The 18,698-nt window shown below is 67.6% G+C and carries 19 protein-coding genes and 1 pseudogene; 9 read left to right on the plus strand and 11 right to left on the minus strand.

Annotation, left to right across the window (positions count from 1 at the left end; all coding sequences use genetic code 11):
• The first annotated feature begins 79 nt into the window (after window positions 1–79).
• Window positions 80–400, plus strand: a complete 321-nt coding sequence (locus tag MLP_RS01395; RefSeq protein ID WP_013861199.1) for a putative quinol monooxygenase — start codon at window positions 80–82, stop codon at window positions 398–400.
• A 50-nt stretch (window positions 401–450) separates the two neighbouring features.
• Complete coding sequence (locus MLP_RS01400; protein ID WP_013861200.1) at window positions 451–738, plus strand: DUF1905 domain-containing protein; 288 nt, start codon at window positions 451–453, stop codon at window positions 736–738.
• A gap of 32 nt (window positions 739–770) precedes the next feature.
• On the opposite strand, the gene MLP_RS01405 is transcribed toward MLP_RS01400, so the two are convergent.
• The 4 genes from MLP_RS01405 to MLP_RS01420 all read right to left on the minus strand — a co-directional run bounded on the left by MLP_RS01405 (window position 771) and on the right by MLP_RS01420 (window position 3,491).
• Window positions 771–1,292: a low molecular weight protein-tyrosine-phosphatase gene (locus MLP_RS01405; RefSeq protein WP_013861201.1), complete on the minus strand. Its 522-nt coding sequence runs from the start codon at window positions 1,290–1,292 to the stop codon at window positions 771–773.
• Window positions 1,279–1,665: a phage holin family protein gene (locus MLP_RS01410; protein ID WP_013861202.1), complete on the minus strand. Its 387-nt coding sequence runs from the start codon at window positions 1,663–1,665 to the stop codon at window positions 1,279–1,281. Before MLP_RS01410 ends, MLP_RS01405 begins: the two co-directional genes overlap by 14 nt.
• 114 nt (window positions 1,666–1,779) lie before the next feature.
• Entirely contained in the window at window positions 1,780–2,403 is a 624-nt protein-coding gene (locus MLP_RS01415) for an MBL fold metallo-hydrolase (protein WP_013861203.1), read from the minus strand.
• A gap of 2 nt (window positions 2,404–2,405) precedes the next feature.
• Window positions 2,406–3,491: an S-(hydroxymethyl)mycothiol dehydrogenase gene (locus MLP_RS01420; RefSeq protein ID WP_013861204.1), complete on the minus strand. Its 1,086-nt coding sequence runs from the start codon at window positions 3,489–3,491 to the stop codon at window positions 2,406–2,408.
• An 846-nt stretch (window positions 3,492–4,337) separates the two neighbouring features.
• Between MLP_RS01420 and MLP_RS01425 the strand changes: the two genes are divergently transcribed.
• Both MLP_RS01425 and MLP_RS01430 read left to right on the plus strand, forming a co-directional pair.
• Window positions 4,338–6,083, plus strand: coding sequence for an ABC transporter ATP-binding protein (locus MLP_RS01425; RefSeq protein ID WP_049804420.1), 1,746 nt, complete (start codon window positions 4,338–4,340; stop codon window positions 6,081–6,083).
• Window positions 6,080–7,963 (plus strand): ABC transporter ATP-binding protein, encoded by a 1,884-nt coding sequence (locus MLP_RS01430; RefSeq protein WP_013861206.1) that lies wholly within the window; start codon window positions 6,080–6,082, stop codon window positions 7,961–7,963. Before MLP_RS01425 ends, MLP_RS01430 begins: the two co-directional genes overlap by 4 nt.
• Window positions 7,964–8,207: 244 nt before the next feature.
• Here MLP_RS01430 and MLP_RS01435 read toward each other — a convergent pair whose 3' ends face one another.
• Entirely contained in the window at window positions 8,208–8,738 is a 531-nt protein-coding gene (locus MLP_RS01435; protein WP_156820987.1) for a hypothetical protein, read from the minus strand.
• A 192-nt stretch (window positions 8,739–8,930) separates the two neighbouring features.
• Between MLP_RS01435 and MLP_RS29405 the strand changes: the two are divergent.
• A pseudogene (locus MLP_RS29405) lies at window positions 8,931–9,218 on the plus strand (AAA family ATPase); the annotation flags it as partial.
• Window positions 9,219–9,447: 229 nt separating this feature from the next.
• On the opposite strand, the gene MLP_RS01445 reads toward MLP_RS29405, so the two are convergent.
• Both MLP_RS01445 and MLP_RS01450 read right to left on the minus strand, forming a co-directional pair.
• Window positions 9,448–10,233, minus strand: a complete 786-nt coding sequence (locus tag MLP_RS01445; protein WP_013861209.1) for a cobalt-precorrin-6A reductase — start codon at window positions 10,231–10,233, stop codon at window positions 9,448–9,450.
• The gene (locus MLP_RS01450) at window positions 10,230–11,186 is read right to left on the minus strand and encodes a cobalamin biosynthesis protein (RefSeq protein WP_013861210.1); all 957 of its coding nucleotides are present in this window, start codon (window positions 11,184–11,186) and stop codon (window positions 10,230–10,232) included. Before MLP_RS01450 ends, MLP_RS01445 begins: the two co-directional genes overlap by 4 nt.
• 58 nt (window positions 11,187–11,244) lie before the next feature.
• Here MLP_RS01450 and MLP_RS01455 point away from each other — a divergent pair, with 58 nt between their 5' ends.
• Window positions 11,245–11,781 carry a bifunctional adenosylcobinamide kinase/adenosylcobinamide-phosphate guanylyltransferase gene (locus MLP_RS01455; RefSeq protein ID WP_013861211.1) on the plus strand — a complete coding sequence of 179 codons (537 nt, stop codon included), beginning with the start codon at window positions 11,245–11,247 and terminating at the stop codon, window positions 11,779–11,781.
• 240 nt (window positions 11,782–12,021) lie between these two features.
• On the opposite strand, the gene MLP_RS01460 is transcribed toward MLP_RS01455, so the two are convergent.
• Window positions 12,022–12,474, minus strand: a complete 453-nt coding sequence (locus MLP_RS01460; protein WP_013861212.1) for a MarR family winged helix-turn-helix transcriptional regulator — start codon at window positions 12,472–12,474, stop codon at window positions 12,022–12,024.
• Window positions 12,475–12,564: 90 nt separating this feature from the next.
• Between MLP_RS01460 and MLP_RS01465 the strand changes: the two genes are divergently transcribed.
• The 3 genes from MLP_RS01465 to MLP_RS01475 all read left to right on the plus strand — a co-directional run bounded on the left by MLP_RS01465 (window position 12,565) and on the right by MLP_RS01475 (window position 15,861).
• Complete coding sequence (locus MLP_RS01465; RefSeq protein ID WP_013861213.1) at window positions 12,565–13,224, plus strand: FMN-dependent NADH-azoreductase; 660 nt, start codon at window positions 12,565–12,567, stop codon at window positions 13,222–13,224.
• Between the two features lie 229 nt (window positions 13,225–13,453).
• Complete coding sequence (gene sppA / locus MLP_RS01470) at window positions 13,454–15,049, plus strand: signal peptide peptidase SppA (RefSeq protein ID WP_197536488.1); 1,596 nt, start codon at window positions 13,454–13,456, stop codon at window positions 15,047–15,049.
• 248 nt (window positions 15,050–15,297) lie between these two features.
• Window positions 15,298–15,861 (plus strand): NUDIX hydrolase, encoded by a 564-nt coding sequence (locus MLP_RS01475; protein ID WP_013861215.1) that lies wholly within the window; start codon window positions 15,298–15,300, stop codon window positions 15,859–15,861.
• Window positions 15,862–15,966: 105 nt separating this feature from the next.
• Here the strand turns inward: MLP_RS01475 and MLP_RS01480 are convergent, their stop codons facing one another.
• From MLP_RS01480 to MLP_RS01490, 3 genes are read right to left on the minus strand one after another with little or no spacing between them, the layout of a single operon-like run.
• Complete coding sequence (locus tag MLP_RS01480) at window positions 15,967–16,740, minus strand: adenosylcobinamide-GDP ribazoletransferase (RefSeq protein ID WP_013861216.1); 774 nt, start codon at window positions 16,738–16,740, stop codon at window positions 15,967–15,969.
• A 13-nt stretch (window positions 16,741–16,753) separates the two neighbouring features.
• Complete coding sequence (gene cobT / locus MLP_RS01485; RefSeq protein WP_231851405.1) at window positions 16,754–17,860, minus strand: nicotinate-nucleotide--dimethylbenzimidazole phosphoribosyltransferase; 1,107 nt, start codon at window positions 17,858–17,860, stop codon at window positions 16,754–16,756.
• Window position 17,861: 1 nt separating this feature from the next.
• Window positions 17,862–18,689, minus strand: coding sequence for a CbtA family protein (locus tag MLP_RS01490; protein ID WP_041790870.1), 828 nt, complete (start codon window positions 18,687–18,689; stop codon window positions 17,862–17,864).
• Window positions 18,690–18,698: the final 9 nt, after the last annotated feature.

An 18,698-nucleotide genomic window follows, 5' to 3' on the forward strand; every position in this document is an offset into this window, starting at 1 on the left:
ACTAGCATCGCGAGCAGGGGTGCTGCCCGGCGCGCGCCTGCCCATCCCTGTTTACGTCGTCGACTGCGGAGGCTCAGAGATGTACTTCATCGTCGTCAAGTTCCCGGTCAAGCCGGAGTTCGTCGATACCTGGATGGAACGGGTCACGCCGTTCACGGAAGCCACCCGAGCCGAGCCGGGCAACCTGTGGTTCGAGTGGTCGCGCAGCGTCGAGGAGCCTCACGAGTTCGTGCTCGTCGAGGCATTCACCGATGACGGTGCCGGGCCACACGTGAACAGTGAGCACTTCAAGACCTTCATCGCCGAGACCCCGGACGCACTCAGCCGTACGCCCAAGATCGTCAGCCGACAAGTAGATGGCGACGACTGGGACGTCATGGGTGAGATGCAGGTCGACTGATCCCAATACGGTTGGCCCGACAGCGCACCTGACTGAAGACGCGGACAGAGATGGAATGGACCTTCGAGGGATCGGTCGTCTATTGGCGCGGGCCGGCACCGTTCTACTTCATTCCGCTGCCGGAGTACATCCTCGATGATCTGGCTCCGGTGGCGAACGAGTTGACGTACGGCTGGGGCTGCATCCCGGCGACCGTGAGGATCGGAGATACCACCTTCACGACCTCGATGATCCCCAAGGACGGCGGCTTCCTCGTCCCGGTGAAAGTCGCGGTGCGCCGTGCCGAGGGCATCGACGAGGGCGACGTGGTCGAGACCAGGCTGGTGGTCGGCGGCTGAATGCCAGATGCGCCGTGCCTCCTGGTGCGCGGTCAGGCGTGGTGATCGAGGTGAGCGAGCAGTCCTGGGATGGCGCCTTCGATGGAGGCGAGGGTGCGCTCAAAGCCTGATCCCGGCCCGTACCAGGGGTCGTCGATCCCGGATCCCGGCGCCGCATCGGGATCGAAGTCGGTCAGCAGACGCAGGTTGTCGGCGCCGGGTGCGATGGCCAGCATCTTGCGTAGATGGATGTCCTCCATGGCCAACACGAGCTCGGCGTCCTCGATCTCAGACCGAGTGACCTGATGCGCGGCGTGACCACCGGTCCGATAGCCATGCCGGCGTAAGACAGCGACCGCGCGATCATCGATCGGCGCGCCTATCTCCTCGCGGCTGGTTGCGGCGCTGGTAAAGACGAGGTCTTCCATCTCGCGATCGGCGGCGAGCTTCTCCGCGACCCGCTCGGCCATCGGGGAGCGGCAGATGTTGCCCCAGCAGACGAACACGATGCTCCGCAGGTCGGTCGCGGACCCACTCGCACGGCCGCCGGACTTCCTGGCGTCAGTCCCGCGCATGCTTGTCCGTGCCCAGCAGCCCGTTCGCGATGAAGCTCACGATCGACACCACGATCGCGCCACCGACCGCCGTCCAGAAGCCGTCAACGTGCCAGCCCAGCCCGACCACACTGGCGATCCACGAGGTGAGCATCAGCATCCAGGCGTTGATCACGATGAGGAAGAGCCCGAGGGTGATCAGGACCACCGGGATGGTGACGATCTGGAAGATCGGCTTCAGCACGGCGTTGAACGCACCGAAGATCACCGCCACCAGCAGCATGGTGAGGACCTTCTGCGTGGTGTCGGTGCCGGTCAGGCTGATGCCGCTGAAGATCCAGGTCGCGACCCAGAGGGCGGCGGCGTTGGCCAGCGTACGAAGGATGAAACCCATACGAAGATCCTTCCACCGAGCCAGGCGGGGACCGGTCAGGGTTGTGCCTGACCGGTCCCGGGATCGTCTGGATTGCCACCGTGTGGAGGCGACCGCCTGGCTGCCGACGATGACTCAGGCGATGTTGTTGCGTTCGGCCTCGATGGTGGTGTCGTCACCGTGACCGGTCTTGACGATGGTGTCGCCGGGTAGCCCCATCAGTCGGGCGTTGATCGACTTCACGATCAGGTCGCGGTCACTGAAGGAACGCCCGGTGGCGCCCGGCCCGCCATTGAACAGCGTGTCGCCGGTGAACACCACGCCGAGGTCGGGGGCATAGAAGCAGACCGCTCCCGGGGCGTGCCCGGGAGTGTGGATGACCTCGAGGGTGATGTCGGCGATCGGGATCTGCTGTCCGTCCGCCAACTGACCGTCTGGCTGGCTGTCGGGATGGGTCAGCTCCCAGACCGGCAGATCAGCCGGATGCAGCAGCACCGGTGCCTCGACCGCTCGACCAAGGTCGGGGGCGTAGCGGATGTGGTCGTCGTGGGCATGGCTGCACAGCACCGCCACCACTCGCCGGTCGCCGATGACCTGCAGGATCGCCTCGACGTCGTGTGGGGCGTCGATGACGACGCACTCCTCGTCGTCGCCGATCACCCAGACGTTGTTGTCGACGTCGAAGGTCTGCCCGTCGAGAGAGAAGGTGCCAGACGTCACGGCGTGATCGATCCTGGCCTGCACTCCGTTGTCGGCCACGGTCAGATCACCACGACGGAGCGGAGGACGTCGCCGCCGTGCATTTTGGCGAAGGCGGCGTCGACGTCGTTGATGCCGATGGTCTCGGTCACGAACGCATCCAACGGCAGCCGACCCTGCAGGAACAGGTCGATCAGCATCGGGAAATCCCGAGAGGGCAGACAATCCCCGTACCAGGATGATTTCAAGGAGCCACCACGGCCGAACACATCCAACAGCGGTAGTTCCAGCTGCATGGTCGGGGTCGGCACACCGACCAGCACCACAGTGCCGGCCAGATCCCGGGCATAGAACGCCTGCTTCCAGGTCTCCGGCCGACCCACCGCATCGATCACCACATCCGCGCCATGACCACCGGTCAACCCCTGGATCGCCTCCACCGCATCCACCTCACGAGAGTTGACCGTGTCGGTCGCACCGAGCTCCTTCGCGGTCGCGAGTTTCCGCTCGTCGATGTCGACCGCGATGATCGTGCCCGCACCGGCCAACCGGGCACCGGCGATCGCCGCCGCACCGACCCCGCCGCAGCCGATCACCGCCACCGAATCACCCCGACCGACACCACCGGTATTGATCGCCGCACCCAGGCCGGCCATCACCCCACACCCCAACAGCCCGGCGACCTCCGGAGCCGCAGCGGGATCGACCTTGGTGCACTGCCCGGCCGCCACCAGGGTCTTCTCGACGAACGCGCCGATCCCCAGCGCCGGGGACAGCTCGGTGCCATCCTCCAGGGTCATCTTCTGGGTGGCGTTGAAGGTGGCGAAGCAATACCAGGGCCGGCCACGCTTGCAGGCCCGACAGCTGCCGCACACGGCACGCCAGTTCAAGATCACATAGTCACCAGGGGCGAGGTCGCGGACACCGTCGCCGACCGCCTCGACGATCCCGGCTGCTTCGTGGCCCAGCAGGTAGGGGTAGTCGTCACCGATCCCGCCCTGGACGTAGTGCAGATCGGTGTGACACACCCCGCACGCCTGGACCTTCACCACGGCCTCGCCCGGACCCGGATCCGGGATGTTGATGGTCACGAGCTCGACCGGGGCGTCCTTGGCCCGCGAGATCACACCCTGAACCTGCTGAGACACGCTCTCCTCCTGCTTTTGCCGGGCTGTGGTCAGTGGCCCGATACCTGTTTGTCGACTGGTCCGCATCGTAGTCGGCGCCGCTGACAGTGCTGGTCGTCGCTTGCTGCTTGGCTGCGCTCCACAGACTCCGTCTTCCTCCCTCTCTCGCCAGACGAAGAACGTGTCTTGCTCGTTCGGTCGTCCAGACGGAGCCGTCGCTTCGCCTCGCGGCCGCTCGCAACGGGGGCCGTCGCTCGCTGCTTGGCTGCGCTCCACAGACTCCGTCTTCCTCCCTCGCTCGCCAGACGAAGAACGTGTCTGGCTCGCTCAGTCGTCCAGACGAAGCCGTCGCTTCGCCTCGCGGCCGCTCGCAACGGGGGCCGTCGCTTGCTGCTTGGCTGCGCTCCCAAGACTCCGTCTTCCTCCCTCTCTCGCCAGACGAAGAACGTGTCTGGCTCGTTCGGTCGTCCAGACGGAGCCGTCGCTTCGCCTCGCGGCCGCTCGCAACGGGGGTCGTCGCTCGCTGCTTGGCTGCGCTCCACAGACTCCGTCTTCCTCCCTCTCTCGCCAGACGAAGAACGTGTCTGGCTCGTTCGGTCGTCCAGACGGAGCCGTCGCTTCGCCTCGCGGCCGCTCGCAACGGGAGTCTCGGCAGACGAAGGAGCCGCGGCAGGGGCAGCTCGGAAATCGCTGGATTTTAGTGATGCGAACTAACTATTGTGGGAGGTCCGTCGAGAGCTCTTGGGTAGCTCGACGAGAGGAGTGTCGCCGGACTGTCAGTGCCTGGTGATGTCCTGAGGACCATGGCCGGGCGCACTGCTCTGGCCGTCCGGATCTTGCTGGCCCAACGATCGGTGGGGAGGTGTGATGGCCAGGCAGCGCTCGTCCGCCTCGATGTGGCGGCTGCGCGGCTATCTGCGTCCCTACCTGGGGCGTTTCGGCGTCATGTTCGTGATGGCCAGCATCGGGATCGGCGCGACGATCGTGATCCCCCTGGTCACCAAGGCCGTCATCGACGGGCCGATCGCCGAGTCGGATGCTCGCGGCCTGCTGGCCTTCGGTCTGTTCGCGACCGGCCTGGGTGTGATCGAGGCCCTGCTGATGTTCCTGCGCCGCTGGGTCGTCTCGAAGGCCACGAACGGGGTCGAGACCGCGATCCGTCTCGACCTCTACGACAAGCTGCAGAGGCTGTCGATGAGCTTCCACTCGCAGTGGCAGGGCGGTCAGCTGCTGAGCCGGATCATGAACGACCTGGCGACGATCCGGCGCTTCCTCGGCTTCGGGCTGCTCTTCATCATCATGAACGTGCTGCAGATCGTCGTAGTCACGATCCTGCTGCTCAGCATGTACTGGCCGTTGGGCCTGGTCGTGGCCGTCTCCGCGGTGCCGATCAGCTGGATGTGCCTGCGCAACGAGCGGGAGTACACACGGCTCTCGCGAAAGATCCAGGACGAGGTGGGTGACGTCGCCTCGACCGTGGAGGAGGGCGCGTACGGGCTGCGGGTGATCAAGTCGTTCGGTCGCGCCGCGCACATGTTCGACACCTTCGACGCGCGGAGCCGACAGCTGTACGACACCTCCATGGAGCGGGTGCGGCTGAGCGCGAGATTCTGGACCTTCCTCGAGGTGATTCCGACTGCGGCGCTGATCGTGGTGCTCGGGTTCGGGGCGGCCGCCGCTGCTCAGGGCCAGCTGACCCTCGGCACTCTGGTCGCCTTCATCACCTTGATGCTGTCCCTGGTCTGGCCGGTCGCCGCGCTCGGCTTCCTGCTGGCAATGACGCAAGAGGCGTTCACCGCGGCCGATCGGATCATGGAGATCTTCGATGCCGAGGTCGACATCGTCGACGGCACGCAGACACTCGCGGATCCGCAGGGGCGGGTCCGATTCGACGACGTGGCGTTCCGCTTTCCGGACTCGGCGGTGGACACCCTGCGACACGTCAATCTGCAGATCGAGCCGGGCGAGACGATCGCCATTGTCGGCGCGACCGGATCGGGCAAGACAGTCCTCACCCAGCTGGTGCCCAGGCTGTACGACGTGACGGCCGGCTCGGTCAGCATCGATGGTGTGGACGTCCGGGACCTGAGTCTGCGCCAGCTCCGGACGGTCGTTGCGACGGCTTTCGAGGATCCGACGCTGTTCTCCATGTCGGCGCGGGAGAACCTGACGCTCGGCCGGCCCGATGCGAGTGATGCCGAGATCGCCGAAGCGGTCGAGGTCGCGCAGGCGCAGTTCGTGTACGACCTGCCGTGGGGTCTCGACACGCGCATCGGGGAGCAGGGGATGAGCCTGTCCGGCGGGCAGCGGCAGCGGCTCGCGCTGGCTCGTGCGGTGCTGTCCCGACCCCGGGTGCTGGTGCTCGATGACACCTTGTCCGCACTCGACATCCATACCGAGGCGCTGGTCGAGGAAGCCCTGCAACGCGTGCTGGTCGGAGTCACCGGGATCGTGGTGGCGCATCGTGCCTCCACCGTGCTGCTCGCCGATCGCGTCGCAGTGCTGTCCGGCGGCACCCTGCGCCATGTCGGCACGCACGCTGAACTGCTGGCCACGGTGCCGGAGTATCGCGAACTGCTCTCGGCAGAGCTCGAGGAGGTGACGTCCCCATGAGTTCCGCATCCCCGCGGCGCGAGGACGTGCTCGAGCGCGACCGGCGCGACGCCGAACGTCGCGGTGTCGAGGAATGGCGCGGCGTTGCCGCCGAACACAACGACGAGGTCGCCGAGCGTGCCAGTGGGCTGCTGAAGAGGCGCAGCCGTGCGCTGCTCGCCGACCTGCTGAGGCCGTATCTGAAGACCGTCTGGCTGCTGGTGGCCGTGGTGGTGATCGAGAACGCGGCCCGGCTGTCCATCCCTCGTCTGGTCCAGCTCGGCATCGACCACGGCATTCCGCCGCTGCTGAACGGCGGTCGAGGGACAGTGCTGTACGAGATCATCGCGGTGATGCTGGTTGCCCTCGTGGTGCAGACGATCAGCCGGATGGCCTTCCTGCGCGGGGCGGGCAAGGTCGGCCAGCAGGTGTTGCTGGAGTTACGGCGGCGATTGTTCACGCATTTTCAGAAGCTCGATGTGCGGTTCCACGACCGCTACACCACCGGGCGAGTGGTGTCCCGGCTGACCAATGACATCGACGCGATCATGGAGTTGCTGACCGGCGGCTTCGACGGCCTGGTGACCGCCGTGCTGACCATGGTCGGGGTTGGGATTCTGCTGCTCACCTTGGACTTCCAGCTCGGCGCGGTGTGCCTGATCGGTTTCCCGGTGCTGGCGCTTTTGGTGCGCTGGTTCTCTCGTGCCTCATCTCGTGCTTACCGCAAGGTCCGTGAGTACTCGGCGCTGGTCATCGTCCAGTTCGTCGAGACCATGACAGGCATCCGTGCTGTGCACGCGTACCGTCGTGAGCCCCGCAACGCGGAGATCTTCTCCGGGCTCGCGCACCGATACCAGGACGCCAACGTCCGGTCATTCCGGCTGGTGGCGATCTTCTCGCCGAGCGTCCGGCTGGTCGGCAACATCACCATCGGCATCGTGCTGCTCTACGGCGGCTGGCGGGTGATGCACGGGGAGATGACCGTCGGCGTGCTGACCGCATTCCTGCTCTATCTACGGATGTTCTTCGAGCCGATGCAGGAGATCAGCCAGTTCTACAACACCTTCCAGTCCGCCTCGGCGGCGCTGGAGAAGCTGTCGGGGGTGTTGGAGGAGGATCCGACCGTCCGCGAGCCGGAGCATCCGGTGTCGTTGCCGCATGCCCGCGGCACGGTCCGGTTCGAGCGCGTGCGGTTCTCGTACGTGCCGGAGCGAGAGGTGCTGCCCGGCCTTGACCTGTGCGTCCCGGCCGGTCAGACAGTGGCCCTGGTCGGCACGACAGGGGCGGGGAAGACCACCATCGCCAAGCTGATGTCGCGGTTCTACGACCCCACCTCGGGCGAGGTGTTGCTGGACGGGGTCGATCTGCGCCAACTGAGTGATGCCGACCTGCGGCGTGCGGTGGTGATGGTCACCCAGGAGAACTTCATGTTCGACGGGACGATCGGCGGCAATATCGCGTTCGGCCGGCCATCGGCCACGCAGGCTGAGATCGAGGATGCGGCCCGCGCCGTCGGCGCACACGAATTCATCGCCGGACTGCCGGAGGGCTATGCCACCGATGTCGGCAAACGAGGCTCGCGATTGTCGGCGGGGCAGAAGCAGTTGGTCGCCTTCGCCCGGGCGTTCCTCGCCGACCCTGCCGTGCTCATCCTGGACGAGGCGACCTCCAGTCTCGACGTGCCGAGCGAACGTTTGGTCCAGCAGGCGTTGCGTACGATCCTGGCCGATCGAACTGCGGTGATCATTGCCCACCGACTCTCCACGGTCGAGATCGCCGATCGAGTCCTGGTGTTGGAGCACGGCCAGATCGTCGAGGACGGTGCGCCCGCTGATCTTGTCGATGCAGACGGAGGCCGGTACGCCTCCTTGCACCGTGCTTGGCGGGACTCCCTGGCCTGATGGTGGGCTGGAAAGGCATGCCTGAGCCACGGGTATGTCACTGCTTGGGCGCGGCAATCGGTGTGGCGAGCGTTCGGGCGGACTTCTCCACTGATCCCTGGCGTGGGGAAATCCACAACAAGACACCGGGAGATCCGCGACTAATGCTGGCTGGCGAGTGGCTACCACCGCGCGGAGGACGCCAAGCACCGCAGCGTTGCCCGCGGCCCGCGGCCCGCTGTCCTCTTGGCCGTCGAACCCCGACCTACACGGCGACGTCCTCCAGGGCGATGAGTTGCGCTCCGGCGAGTAGCTGAGCGGTGGCGATGATCTCAGTGTCGAGTTCTGGTCGCCGGGATGGCTGGGCGACCCAGGCATCCGCTGCGTGCGACAGCGCTTCCGCGGCCGCCAGCGACGGACCGCCGTTGTTGCTTCGCCAGTAGCCATACCAAGCCAGGCAGCGGGCGGCGATAATAGGCGGCACCTGGTGACGGAGCAGTCGGCCCGCGTAGACACGGTCGATCACGGTCAGCGCGCCGGTGGCGTCCGCTGTCCCGCCGAGTTGGGCCACCAGTTCGTCGCGCAGCAGCGGCAGCGTCGGATCGTCAGTCCCGGATGCCGCGATCCCACGGCGCAGTCGGCCGTCCAAGCCGACGACAATTTCCTCGCGTGCCAATGCGGGTAGATCTTCGATACCGGCTTCAGGGAAGTAGGTATGAGCCGCTTCGATCACCAAAGCGCGCCGCCCGTGCCCCTGTGAGTCGGTCGCGGGTGCTGGATTGATGGCCGTAGGCACGCGCCAACATAGAGAACGAGCGGTGCCGACTTCCAGCTGCAGCCACATGGCGCCATCCTCAACGGCTACGACTCCCCACCGCCATCGGGCAAGCCCCAGAGCTGACCCCTAACACTGGGGAAATCCGCAACAGAGAACCGGCAAATCCGCAACAAGGTATCGGGAAATCCGCAGCCGATGCGTAGGTGGGTCATGGTCGTTGAACTCTTGCGTCGTAACGTCACCCCGCTCGCCGAGGAGACGCTGGCCGACACTCCGATCACGGTGATCAGCGGCGCCCGACAGGTGGGCAAGAGCATGCTCATGTCTCAGCTCATCCGGGGTCGTGACGTACGAGTCGTCAATCTCGATGATCTCGGTGACCGGGGTGCCGCTGAGGCAGATCCGGACGGGTTCGCGTCTCAGTACTCGCAGGGTCTCCTCGCCATTGATGAGGTGCAGCGCGCCCCGGACCTGTTGACCTCGTTGAAGGCGTCGGTCGATCGCGATCGGCGACCGGTTCTGGGCGCTGCCGATCGCAGTCCTCTGGGACCACTGATCCTACGGCCACGCCGGTCCGCCGGCCCCGCGCGCAGTGAACTGAGTCAGCGACAAGCCGTAGCTCGACGCCGTAGATCGGTGGGCTCATCGAAAGGTGCGTGGATGCTGTTTGGGCTCACGCGAAACTGCATCAGCGCACCTTTCGATAGTGACCATCGGGGATTACCGTTCACTCGAACCACGGCTCGAGCAGATCGAGCGCTTCTGTGGTGGTGCCGACCCGGGTTGCATCACCGACCGCAACCGGTCGGGCGATCACCAGCACCTGGATGCCGAGGTCGCGGGCGGCGTCGAGCTTGGCCGCGGTGTGGGTGCCGCCGGAGTCCTTGGTGACGAGCAGATCGGTGCCGGCCTTGCTCATCAGGGCATGTTCGTCGGCGTACGCATAGGGACCGCGGGAGCGGATCAGCTGCCAGCGGGCGGGGAGGGTGCATTCAGGCGGATCGACGACCCTGGTGGTGACCTGCTTGTCTGCCCAGCCCTCGGCGAAGACCGCGAGTGACTGACGTCCGGTGGTCAGGAACGGTCGCGCGTACGCGGCGCCGGCCTGGACCGTTTGCTCGATCGAGTCGACCCAGAGCCAGCGGTCGGCGTCCGGATGGGTACGCCAGCCGGGCCGCTCCAGGCGGAGCAGCGGCGTACCGGTTCGGGCACAGGCCGCAACAGCGTTGGCGGAGATGGTGGCCGCGAACGGGTGGGTGGCGTCCACCACGGCGGTGATCTGATGGTCGACCAGAAAGGCCGCCAAGCCGGTGACCCCGTCCAACTTCCCAATGCTGAACCCCCCGACGCGTACCTCGCCAACCGGCAGTGCGGGATCGCGGACCCGGCCGGCCAGCGAGCTGACCACGTTGCGGCCGGCGGCCATCAACTCGGACGCCAGCGAGCGGGCCTCGGCCGTACCTCCCAGGATCAGCACCGGGTCGGAACCGCGCAGGTTCACACTCAGGCTCATGCCCGCGCGAGTCGGATGAGCACCGCGACGACCAGGGCGGCATCACCCACCATGGTGGCCAATCGGGTGGTCCGTGCGATGTCGCCGCCCACCGGCGGCCGTCCATCGCCGAGCGTCCCGCGGTCCGATACCGCGCCCTCGTACACGTTTCGACCGCCGAGCCGTATCCCGAGCGCACCCGCAAAGGCCGCCTCGACGACTCCGGCGTTGGGGCTCGGATGGGCACTTGCATCCCGCCGCACCACGGCAGCCGCCTCTTTCGGCGACCCACTGATCCACGGGGCGCCGAGCGTGGCTAGTCCTGCGGATACCCGTGCGGGGATCCAGTTGACCAGGTCGTCGAGCCGCGCCGACGCCCAGCCGAACCGCTCGTAGCGTGGTGAGCGATGGCCGACCATCGCATCGAGGGTGTTGATCGCGCGGTATCCGAGCAGTCCCGGCAGGCCCGCGACCGCGCCCCACAACAGGGGAGCGACCACGGCATCCGAGCTGTTTTCCGCCACGGATTCGACCGCGGCGCGAGCGACCTCGGATTCGTCCAGCTCGGCGGTCTCCCGGCCGACCAGCCGCCCGACCTGGTGACGAGCGGCAGGAAGATCCTCGGCGCCCAGATGGTCGGCCACCGCGCACGCCTCCTGCGTCAGGGACCGCCCGCCGAGGACGGCCCAGGTCGCCGCCGCCGTCAGGACGCCAGTGACCAGTGGCACGCGGCGCGTGGCCCGCTCCAGTGCTACGCCGGCTGCGATCGGAGCCGCCACCGAGACAGCCGTGAAGAGCACGCCAGCTCGGCGATCATCGGCATAGAGTCGTTGCTCCAGCCGGCCGGCCGCCCGCCCGAAGCCCGCTACCGGATGCCAGCGCTCAGGGTCGCCGAACATCCGATCGAGCACATAACCGGCGATCAAGCCACCGGCCGGCGCGAGCCGGCGGGCGAGGCGGGAGAGCGTGGACATCACCGGCCACCGTAGCCGCCGGATGACATCTCCGACGGCATCCGCGACAGTGTCTGATATGAGTCGACGCATCCTGATCACCGGCGGCGTACGGTCGGGCAAGTCGGCGTACGCGGAACGGCTGCTCAGCGGCGGGGCCAATGTGACGTACGTGGCCACTGGGCCGGTGCCCGACCCGGCGGCAGACCCGGAGTGGGCCGCCCGGATTGCGAACCATCGGGACCGTCGCGGTCCGTGGGGCTGGACCACCGTCGAGACCACCGATCCAGCCAGCGCGCTGCGGGCCGCGGACGGGCCGGTGCTGCTGGACTGTCTCGGCACCTGGCTCACCTCGTGCCTCGACGAGCTGGAAGCCTGGCAGCGACCGGTCGCGGAATGGCAGCCGGCCTGGCAGGAACAGTCGGCGGAGTTTGTCCGGGCCTGGCGGGAGGCCGATGTGGTTGGGGTAACGAACGAGGTCGGCTGGGGAGTGGTGCCCGAGCATCGCTCCGGGAGACTGTTCGCCGATCTGCTGGGCCGCCTGAATCAACAGGTTGCCGCAGCCAGCGACCAGGTGATCTTGATGGTGATGGGCCGCCCGATCACTCTTGAGTAGCGCCGTGGTCCCAATCGCTGGTTAGGCGCGACATCCATGGGCGTAGTGCTCGATGGCCCTGCTGGGTTTGCGGCAGTTGACGATCAGTTCCCACCACGAATGTGTTCAGGCAGGTCGTGCCGCTGCGGCCGCGGACCGTCCTCCGCCCACGGCCGGCGCCACTCAGGCGCCGTGAACGGTTCACCGAAGTAGAGCGTCTCGCGTCGCCGGACCTCTGTGATTCATCTAGACGGCATGCCATCAGGGTCGTTGAAGCTTGTTTGCGTTCGCGGCGAGCACCTTGCGCAGGGCTGCCGCCAGGACCTCGGCCTCGTGTGCGGTGAGGTGGTCGGCGAACTCGCGATGCACTGCCGCGACGTACGTGGGTGCCGCCTTGCGCAGCGCCGCCCGCCCTGCAGGAGTCAGGGCCGCGAACGCCGACCGACCGTCGTCAGGGTTGGGCGCCCTGACCACCAGCCCGGCCTTCACCAACTCGTCGACGACCCGGCTGACCCGAGTTCGGCTCACGGCGGCGACCGAGCCGAGCTGGCCCATGGTGAGACGTCGGTCTGGCGCGGCGTTGAGTTCGAGCAGGACGTCGTACCACGTCAGCGGCAGCCCGTGGGTCTCCTGCAGTTCTCGGTCGAAGCGCGGCACCAAGGCGGCGTGCACCTTGAGCAGCGCGCCCCATGTAGCGGCAAGGTCTTCGGACATATCTGCATGCTATCAGTTCTTGTGCGTGCGCACACACTATGCTACAACTGTGTGCATCCGCACGTAACTACCTTCCGAAGGGGCACCAGAATGACCACTCTGCTGCACATCTCCGCCTCCCCCCGCGGCCAGCGCTCCGAGTCCCTCGCCATTGCGGCGACGTTCCTCGACGAGTTCCGCTCGACCCATCCCGACGTGACGATTGAGCACTGGGACCTCTGGGACGGCACCCTGCCCGAGTTCGGCCCGCCCGCTGCAGCCGCCAAGATGACGATCTTCGGCGGCGCCGCCCCCGAGGGCGACGAAGCCACCGCATGGCGCAACGCGCGCACCGCGTTCGAGCGCTTCGACTCCGCCGACTACTACCTGTTCACCGTACCGATGTGGAACGCGTCGGTGCCCTACATCCTCAAGCAGTTCATCGACGTCATCAGCCAGCCCGGGATGATCTTCGCCTTCGACCCGGTCGAGGGCTACACCGGCCTGCTGCAGAACAAGCGGGCCGCCGTCATCTACACCGGCGCGGTCTACGGCCCCGACCGCGGCCCGGCCTTCGGCCACGACTTCCAGCAGCCATACTTCGAGGACTGGCTGCGCTGGGCCGGGGTTGGCGACATCCACAGCATCGCGTTCCGCCCAAACCTGGCCACCGCCGACCCGGAGACCGGACGCCGCGCCGCGCACGACCGCGCCGCCGAGGTCGCCCACGGATTCCTCTCCGCCGCCGAGCCAGCCCTGCTGGCGGGGTGACGTTCTCGCCGATCTAGCGCCTTCGATCAGCACATTGTCATCGCCTCCCGGCATGCTGACAGGCCTCGATGGTCTGTCGTAGGGAAGGCGGCGCTTGCGCCCACCCGTACGGTGGAGCATGGCTCCTGCACCGATTGATCTTGATCAGCGCCGATCCGACGATCGACCACAGCACCCGAACTCGCAGCACAGACGGTTTCATCGGTCGTCGATCATCCTCGAACTTGATTTGACGCAGCCGTTGGTCGAACCGGATCCGGCCGATCCGTTGGCTCCGCTGCTCAGTCGAGGACAACGACAGCTGCGGCCCACGATCAAGGCACTGCACGAAGCGGCGGCGGATCACCGGGTGGTGGGATTGCTGGCCAAGGTCGGTGGGCCGCTGAGTTGGGCGACGGTGCACGAGTTGCGCCGCGGGCTGCAAGCGTTCTTGGACGTCGGCAAGCCGACCGTCGCCTGGGCTGAGAGCTTCCCGGACGGAGCTGCCGGCACCGGCGCGTACGTGCTGGCATCCGGCTTCGGCGAAGTGTGGCTGCAGCCGGGCGGCGGGCTCGGGCTGCTCGGGGTCTCGATCGAGACGACCTTCCTGCGCGGAGCGTTCGACAAGCTTGGCATGGAGCCCCAACTCGGGCAGCGCTATGAGTACAAGAACGCCGCCGATCGCTTCACCCGGACCGAGTTCACCGAGCCGCATCGCGAGTCGATGGAGGCCCTGGCCGCGTCGGTGTACGCCGACGCGATCGCGCTCATCGCGGCTGGCCGTTCGATGACACCGGAACGGGTCCGGGAGCTGGTCGACACCGGTCCGCGGACGGCCGAGGAGGCGCTGGCGGCGCGGTTGGTGGATCGATTGGGCTACCGCGACGAGGTGCTGGCCTCCTTTCGGGCGCACGTGGGTGACGACGCCGAGTTGTTGTTCGCCGATCGGTGGAAGCCGCGGCGCCGGCTGCGGCTGCCGGCTCGGCGTCGCGGGCATCTGGCCTTGGTCGAAGTCCGTGGCGGGATCGGCTCGGGTCGCAGCCGGCCGGGGCCGATCGGCGGCCAGACCGGCAGCGACACCGTTGCCTCCCAACTGCGTGCCGCGCTCGAGGACGACCGCGCCCACGGGGTGCTGCTCCGGGTGAACTCGCCTGGTGGGTCGGCGGTCGCCTCGGAGGTGATCTGGCGGGAGGTGTGCCGGGTCAAGGAGGCCGGCAAGCCCGTGGTGGTGTCGATGGGCGATGTCGCGGCCTCGGGTGGCTACTACGTCTCGTGCGCCGCCACCACGATCGTGGCGCTGCCGACCACCTTGACCGGCTCGATCGGCGTCCTGGGCGGGAAGTTCGTGATCAGTGGCCTGCTGGATCGGCTCGGCCTGTCGACCGGTGCGGTCCACGAAGGTGAGCACGCGCGGATGTGGTCAGCCCGCCGCGGGTTCGACGATGGGGAGCGCGAGCGGCTGGATGCCGAGCTGGACGCGATCTATGCCGCCTTCGTGGCCAAGGTCGCGGCAGGCCGTGGGCGTACCGTGGCCGAGATCGAACCGCTGGCCCGGGGCCGGGTCTGGACCGGCCGGGACGCGTACGACCGTGGTCTCGTAGATCAGCTGGGTGGACTCCGAGAGGCCGTGACCACGGCTCGCCGGCTGGCGGAGCTGCCCGCTGACGCGCCGCTCGTGCCGGCCGTTCATCTGCCCGTGATTGCGCGGCTGAGTCAGCCGCGCAACAGCGACGATCCGCGAGCACTGGTACGTGAGGTGGTGCCCTCCGCCGCGGAGTTGAAGGCGCTGACTGAGCTCGACACCGGCGGGATCCAGCTGCGGATGCCGGAGATCCGGCTGCGTTGAGCCTCTGGATCAGCGTGCCCGGCAGGTCCAGCGTAGGCCAGCAGAACCCGGCCACCGCCGCGGCCACCCGCCTGATTCTGAGCCGAACCGGGCATGCCGTTTGCCGCAGGACCAGCCGGTTCGACCCGCCATGGCTCGATCCGGTCCAAGGGCGACGACTTCACCCACACTGATGTGTTGCGGGTCATCGGCCCGTGAGTCGATTCGAGGCGGATCGAGTCAGTGAAGGAGTGAGCGAAGATAAGGCGGTGGATGACCGCCTGCACGCCGATGCTGTTCGGACGCTGACCGGTTGGCTCAACGCCGATCTGGATGCGGATGCCAAGCCGAGTAAGGATCAGCGCAGTCTCATCCAGGCCTATCTGAGCTTCCTCGCCGCGCGCCCCGACGCATTGTGGCGGTCCTGCGAGCCGGGGCATCTGACGGCCAGCACGTTGGTGCTGTCGGCGGACCGATCGTCGGTGCTGTTGACCTTGCATGCGCGGCTCGGTCGCTGGCTGCAGCTCGGTGGCCACTTCGAGCCCGGGGATCGCAGTGTGCTCGATGCAGCCTTGCGCGAGGCTCGTGAAGAGTCGGGCATTGACGGACTGATGATCGACCCGATCCCGGTACGACTGGATGTGCACGCGCTGACCTGTTCGCTCGGTCGGCCGACCCGGCACCTGGATGTGCAGTTCCGGGCGTCCGCACCTCCGGGTGCAGTGCCGACCATCAGTGCCGAGTCCGATCGTCTTGCCTGGCATCCGGTCGATGGGCTGCCGGAGCCCACCGATGAATCGGTCCGTCTGCTCGTCGCGGCGGCATTGCGCTGAATGAGCTGAAGGATCCGGGCTGCCTGGGAAGGTGACAGCTGACTCACGGGGCCGGCGCAGGCACTAGGTGTGTGTTCGTCCCCGTACTCGGGGATAATCCTGCAGCTAAATGGGCGCCAAGGTGATGCCGAGCAGCAGGACCGTGAGGGTGAGTTCCACAGTCGCCCCCAAGACATCGCCAGTGATCCCGCCCAGCCGACGTACCGCCAGCCGTACGACCGCAAACGTGACCAGCGTTGCGGCAGCGACGGCGAGCAGACCCGCCCACCAAGGCCTGCCAGTTGCGATCACCGCACCGATCAGGATCGCCGCAGCGACACCACCCACCCCGATGCCGAGGGGAGTGGAAACACTGCCGGCTACCGCCGATCCCAAGCCTCCTGGTCGAGCGGCCGGTACGCCCGCGCGGCAGCCGGTCAGCAGGCTTGATCGGGATATCGCGATCACGATCATCAGCAACACGGCGTCCGACACCGAGTTCAGCAAAGTGGTGGCCGCGACGGCCTGAACGCCAACGACCAGCACCACGGCCACGACACCCATCGGACCGACGTCCCCATGGCGCATGATCTCCAGCGCCCGATCCTGTTCTCGTCCGGAGCCGAGTCCGTCCACGGTGTCGGCCAGACCGTCGAGGTGCAGGGCTCGGGTGCCCAGCGCCAGCACCGCCACGACGAGCAGGCCGGGCAACGGTGCCGGCCAGGCCGTGAGACCGGCCAGCCAACCGATTCCGGCGGTCACCGCAGCCAGCGGCAGCACCGCGAGCGGCGCCAGCAGCATGGCGTGACCTGCCACGGTGCGATCGACCCGTGACGGCGGCTGGACGGGGATGACGGTGAGGGTGCCGACGGCCAGCCGCCAGGCCGAGACCCAGCTCATGCCAGCGCCCGGCTCACGCCAGATCGGAGAGCAGCGCCATCTGCGAGAGCAGCAGTGCAGCCGAGCGGACCAGCGGTACGGCGGCCACGGCCCCACTGCCCTCGCCGAGCCGCAGCCCGAGATCCAGCAGCGGCACCAGGCCGAGCTTGTCGGTAGCCAACTGCTGAGCCGGCTCGGTCGAGCGATGTCCAGCGGCCCACCAGGCCACACACCCGGGCGCCAGATCTTCGGCCACCGCAGCCTCGGCCAGGGCGATCACCCCGTCCAACAACACTGGTACGCGCGACTGAGCCGCGGCTACCAGAAATCCCACTCCGGCGGCAAGATCGGCCGAACCCAGTGCCGCGAGCCGCTGCACAGGATCAGCTGCCCGAGCGCCCACCCGATCGAGGGCGGCCTGGATGAGTGCGGTCTTGGCGACCAAGGCTTGATCGTCGATGCCGGTCCCGCGACCGGTCACCTCGGTGGCCGGTACGCCCCAGGTGGCGGCGATCAATGCTGCTGCCGGGGTCGTGTTCCCGATGCCCATGTCGCCGAGGATCAGCAGGTCGGCGCCCGCGGCGATCTCCTCCGCGGCGATGACCGCGCCGGCTGCCAACGCCTGCTGGACCTCGGTCAGACTCAGCGCATCCTCCCGGTCGATCGCACCGGATGAACGCCGGATCTTGTACGCGCTGACCTCGGCCGGCAGACCGTCCAGGTCGGCGTCGACTCCGAGGTCGAGGACGCGCACGGACACGCCATGCTGCCGGGCCAGCACGCTGACTCCGGCGACGCCGGCCACGAAGGCACAGACCATGGCTGCGGTCACTTCCCGCGGGTAGGCCGAGACACTCGAGCCGCTGGCCGTCACACCGTGGTCACCGGCCAGCACCACCGCCCGGACGTTCGCCGGCGGGTCGGCTGGGCATACCCCGCGGCAGGCCGACCACCACACAGCGAGGTCTTCCAACCGGCCGAGCGCACCGAGCGGTTTAGCCAGCGCCGACACCCGGGAGCTGGCTTCAGCCTTGATGGCCGCGGAAGGCGGTGCCACCGGCTGGCGCCGGGGATCACCGCGGTCGAGATCCGGGGACCTGATGTCAGCCATCTCCTTGCCGACCAGCTCAGTGTCGGCCATCTCAGGCGCGTACGTCGGCGAGCTCGCGAGCCGTGGCCGGCTGACGACGAGCGAGCCGTCCGACGAACTCGGCCAGCACGACACCGAGCACCGCCCACAGCGTGAACTGGGTCAAGAAGCTGGCCCGCCGGAAGTCGTACAGCACCGAGGCAGGGAAGTCGTCCGGCACCTCGTTGTAGTGCGGCAGCAAGGCCATCGCAACCAGCATCACGACCACGTACCCCCCGATCGAGACCAGGGCCGCGTGCCAGCCCCCGAGTCGTTCGGCCAGTCGACGCCCGACCAGCACCGCGGTCACCGCACCGATCAGGGAGATGGCCAGGAAGGTGAAATAGAGGGCGCTGCGGGAGCCGATGGTGTCACCGCTGCCTACCGCCGGTGGGTTCGGCGGATAGAGCAGATACGGGAACACGTAGGCGGCCACGAAGCCCATCGCTGCGACCGCCAGCGTGGTCGCCCGCGGTGTCAGCTTGCCGAAACGCCCCATCGCGATCGCGCTGATCACGCCGACCAGTCCGCCGAGGGTCACCCCGGCGACCAGCAGACCGGTCAGCAGCCCGACGGTCGACTGCAGCGAGCGAGGAACCTCGACCTCACCCGGCCCGGCCGCTTCATCGGTCTCGTGCGTGTGCCCGGTGCTGTCGTGCGTGTGCTCGGTGCCCTCGCTGTGGTCGGCACCGGTCTCGTGGCTGTGGCCACCGCTGGATTCCTCGAGGGCGATGGCGGTGCGTACCGGCGGCTCACCCACGAAGTAGGCGACCGCGAACGCCGCGAATGCGGCGATCAGTCCGGCGAGCAGGCCACGGATCAGGAAGTCACGTGCGCTCACGACGCGCAC

Source organism: Microlunatus phosphovorus NM-1 (assembly GCF_000270245.1).
Taxonomy (GTDB): domain Bacteria; phylum Actinomycetota; class Actinomycetes; order Propionibacteriales; family Propionibacteriaceae; genus Microlunatus; species Microlunatus phosphovorus.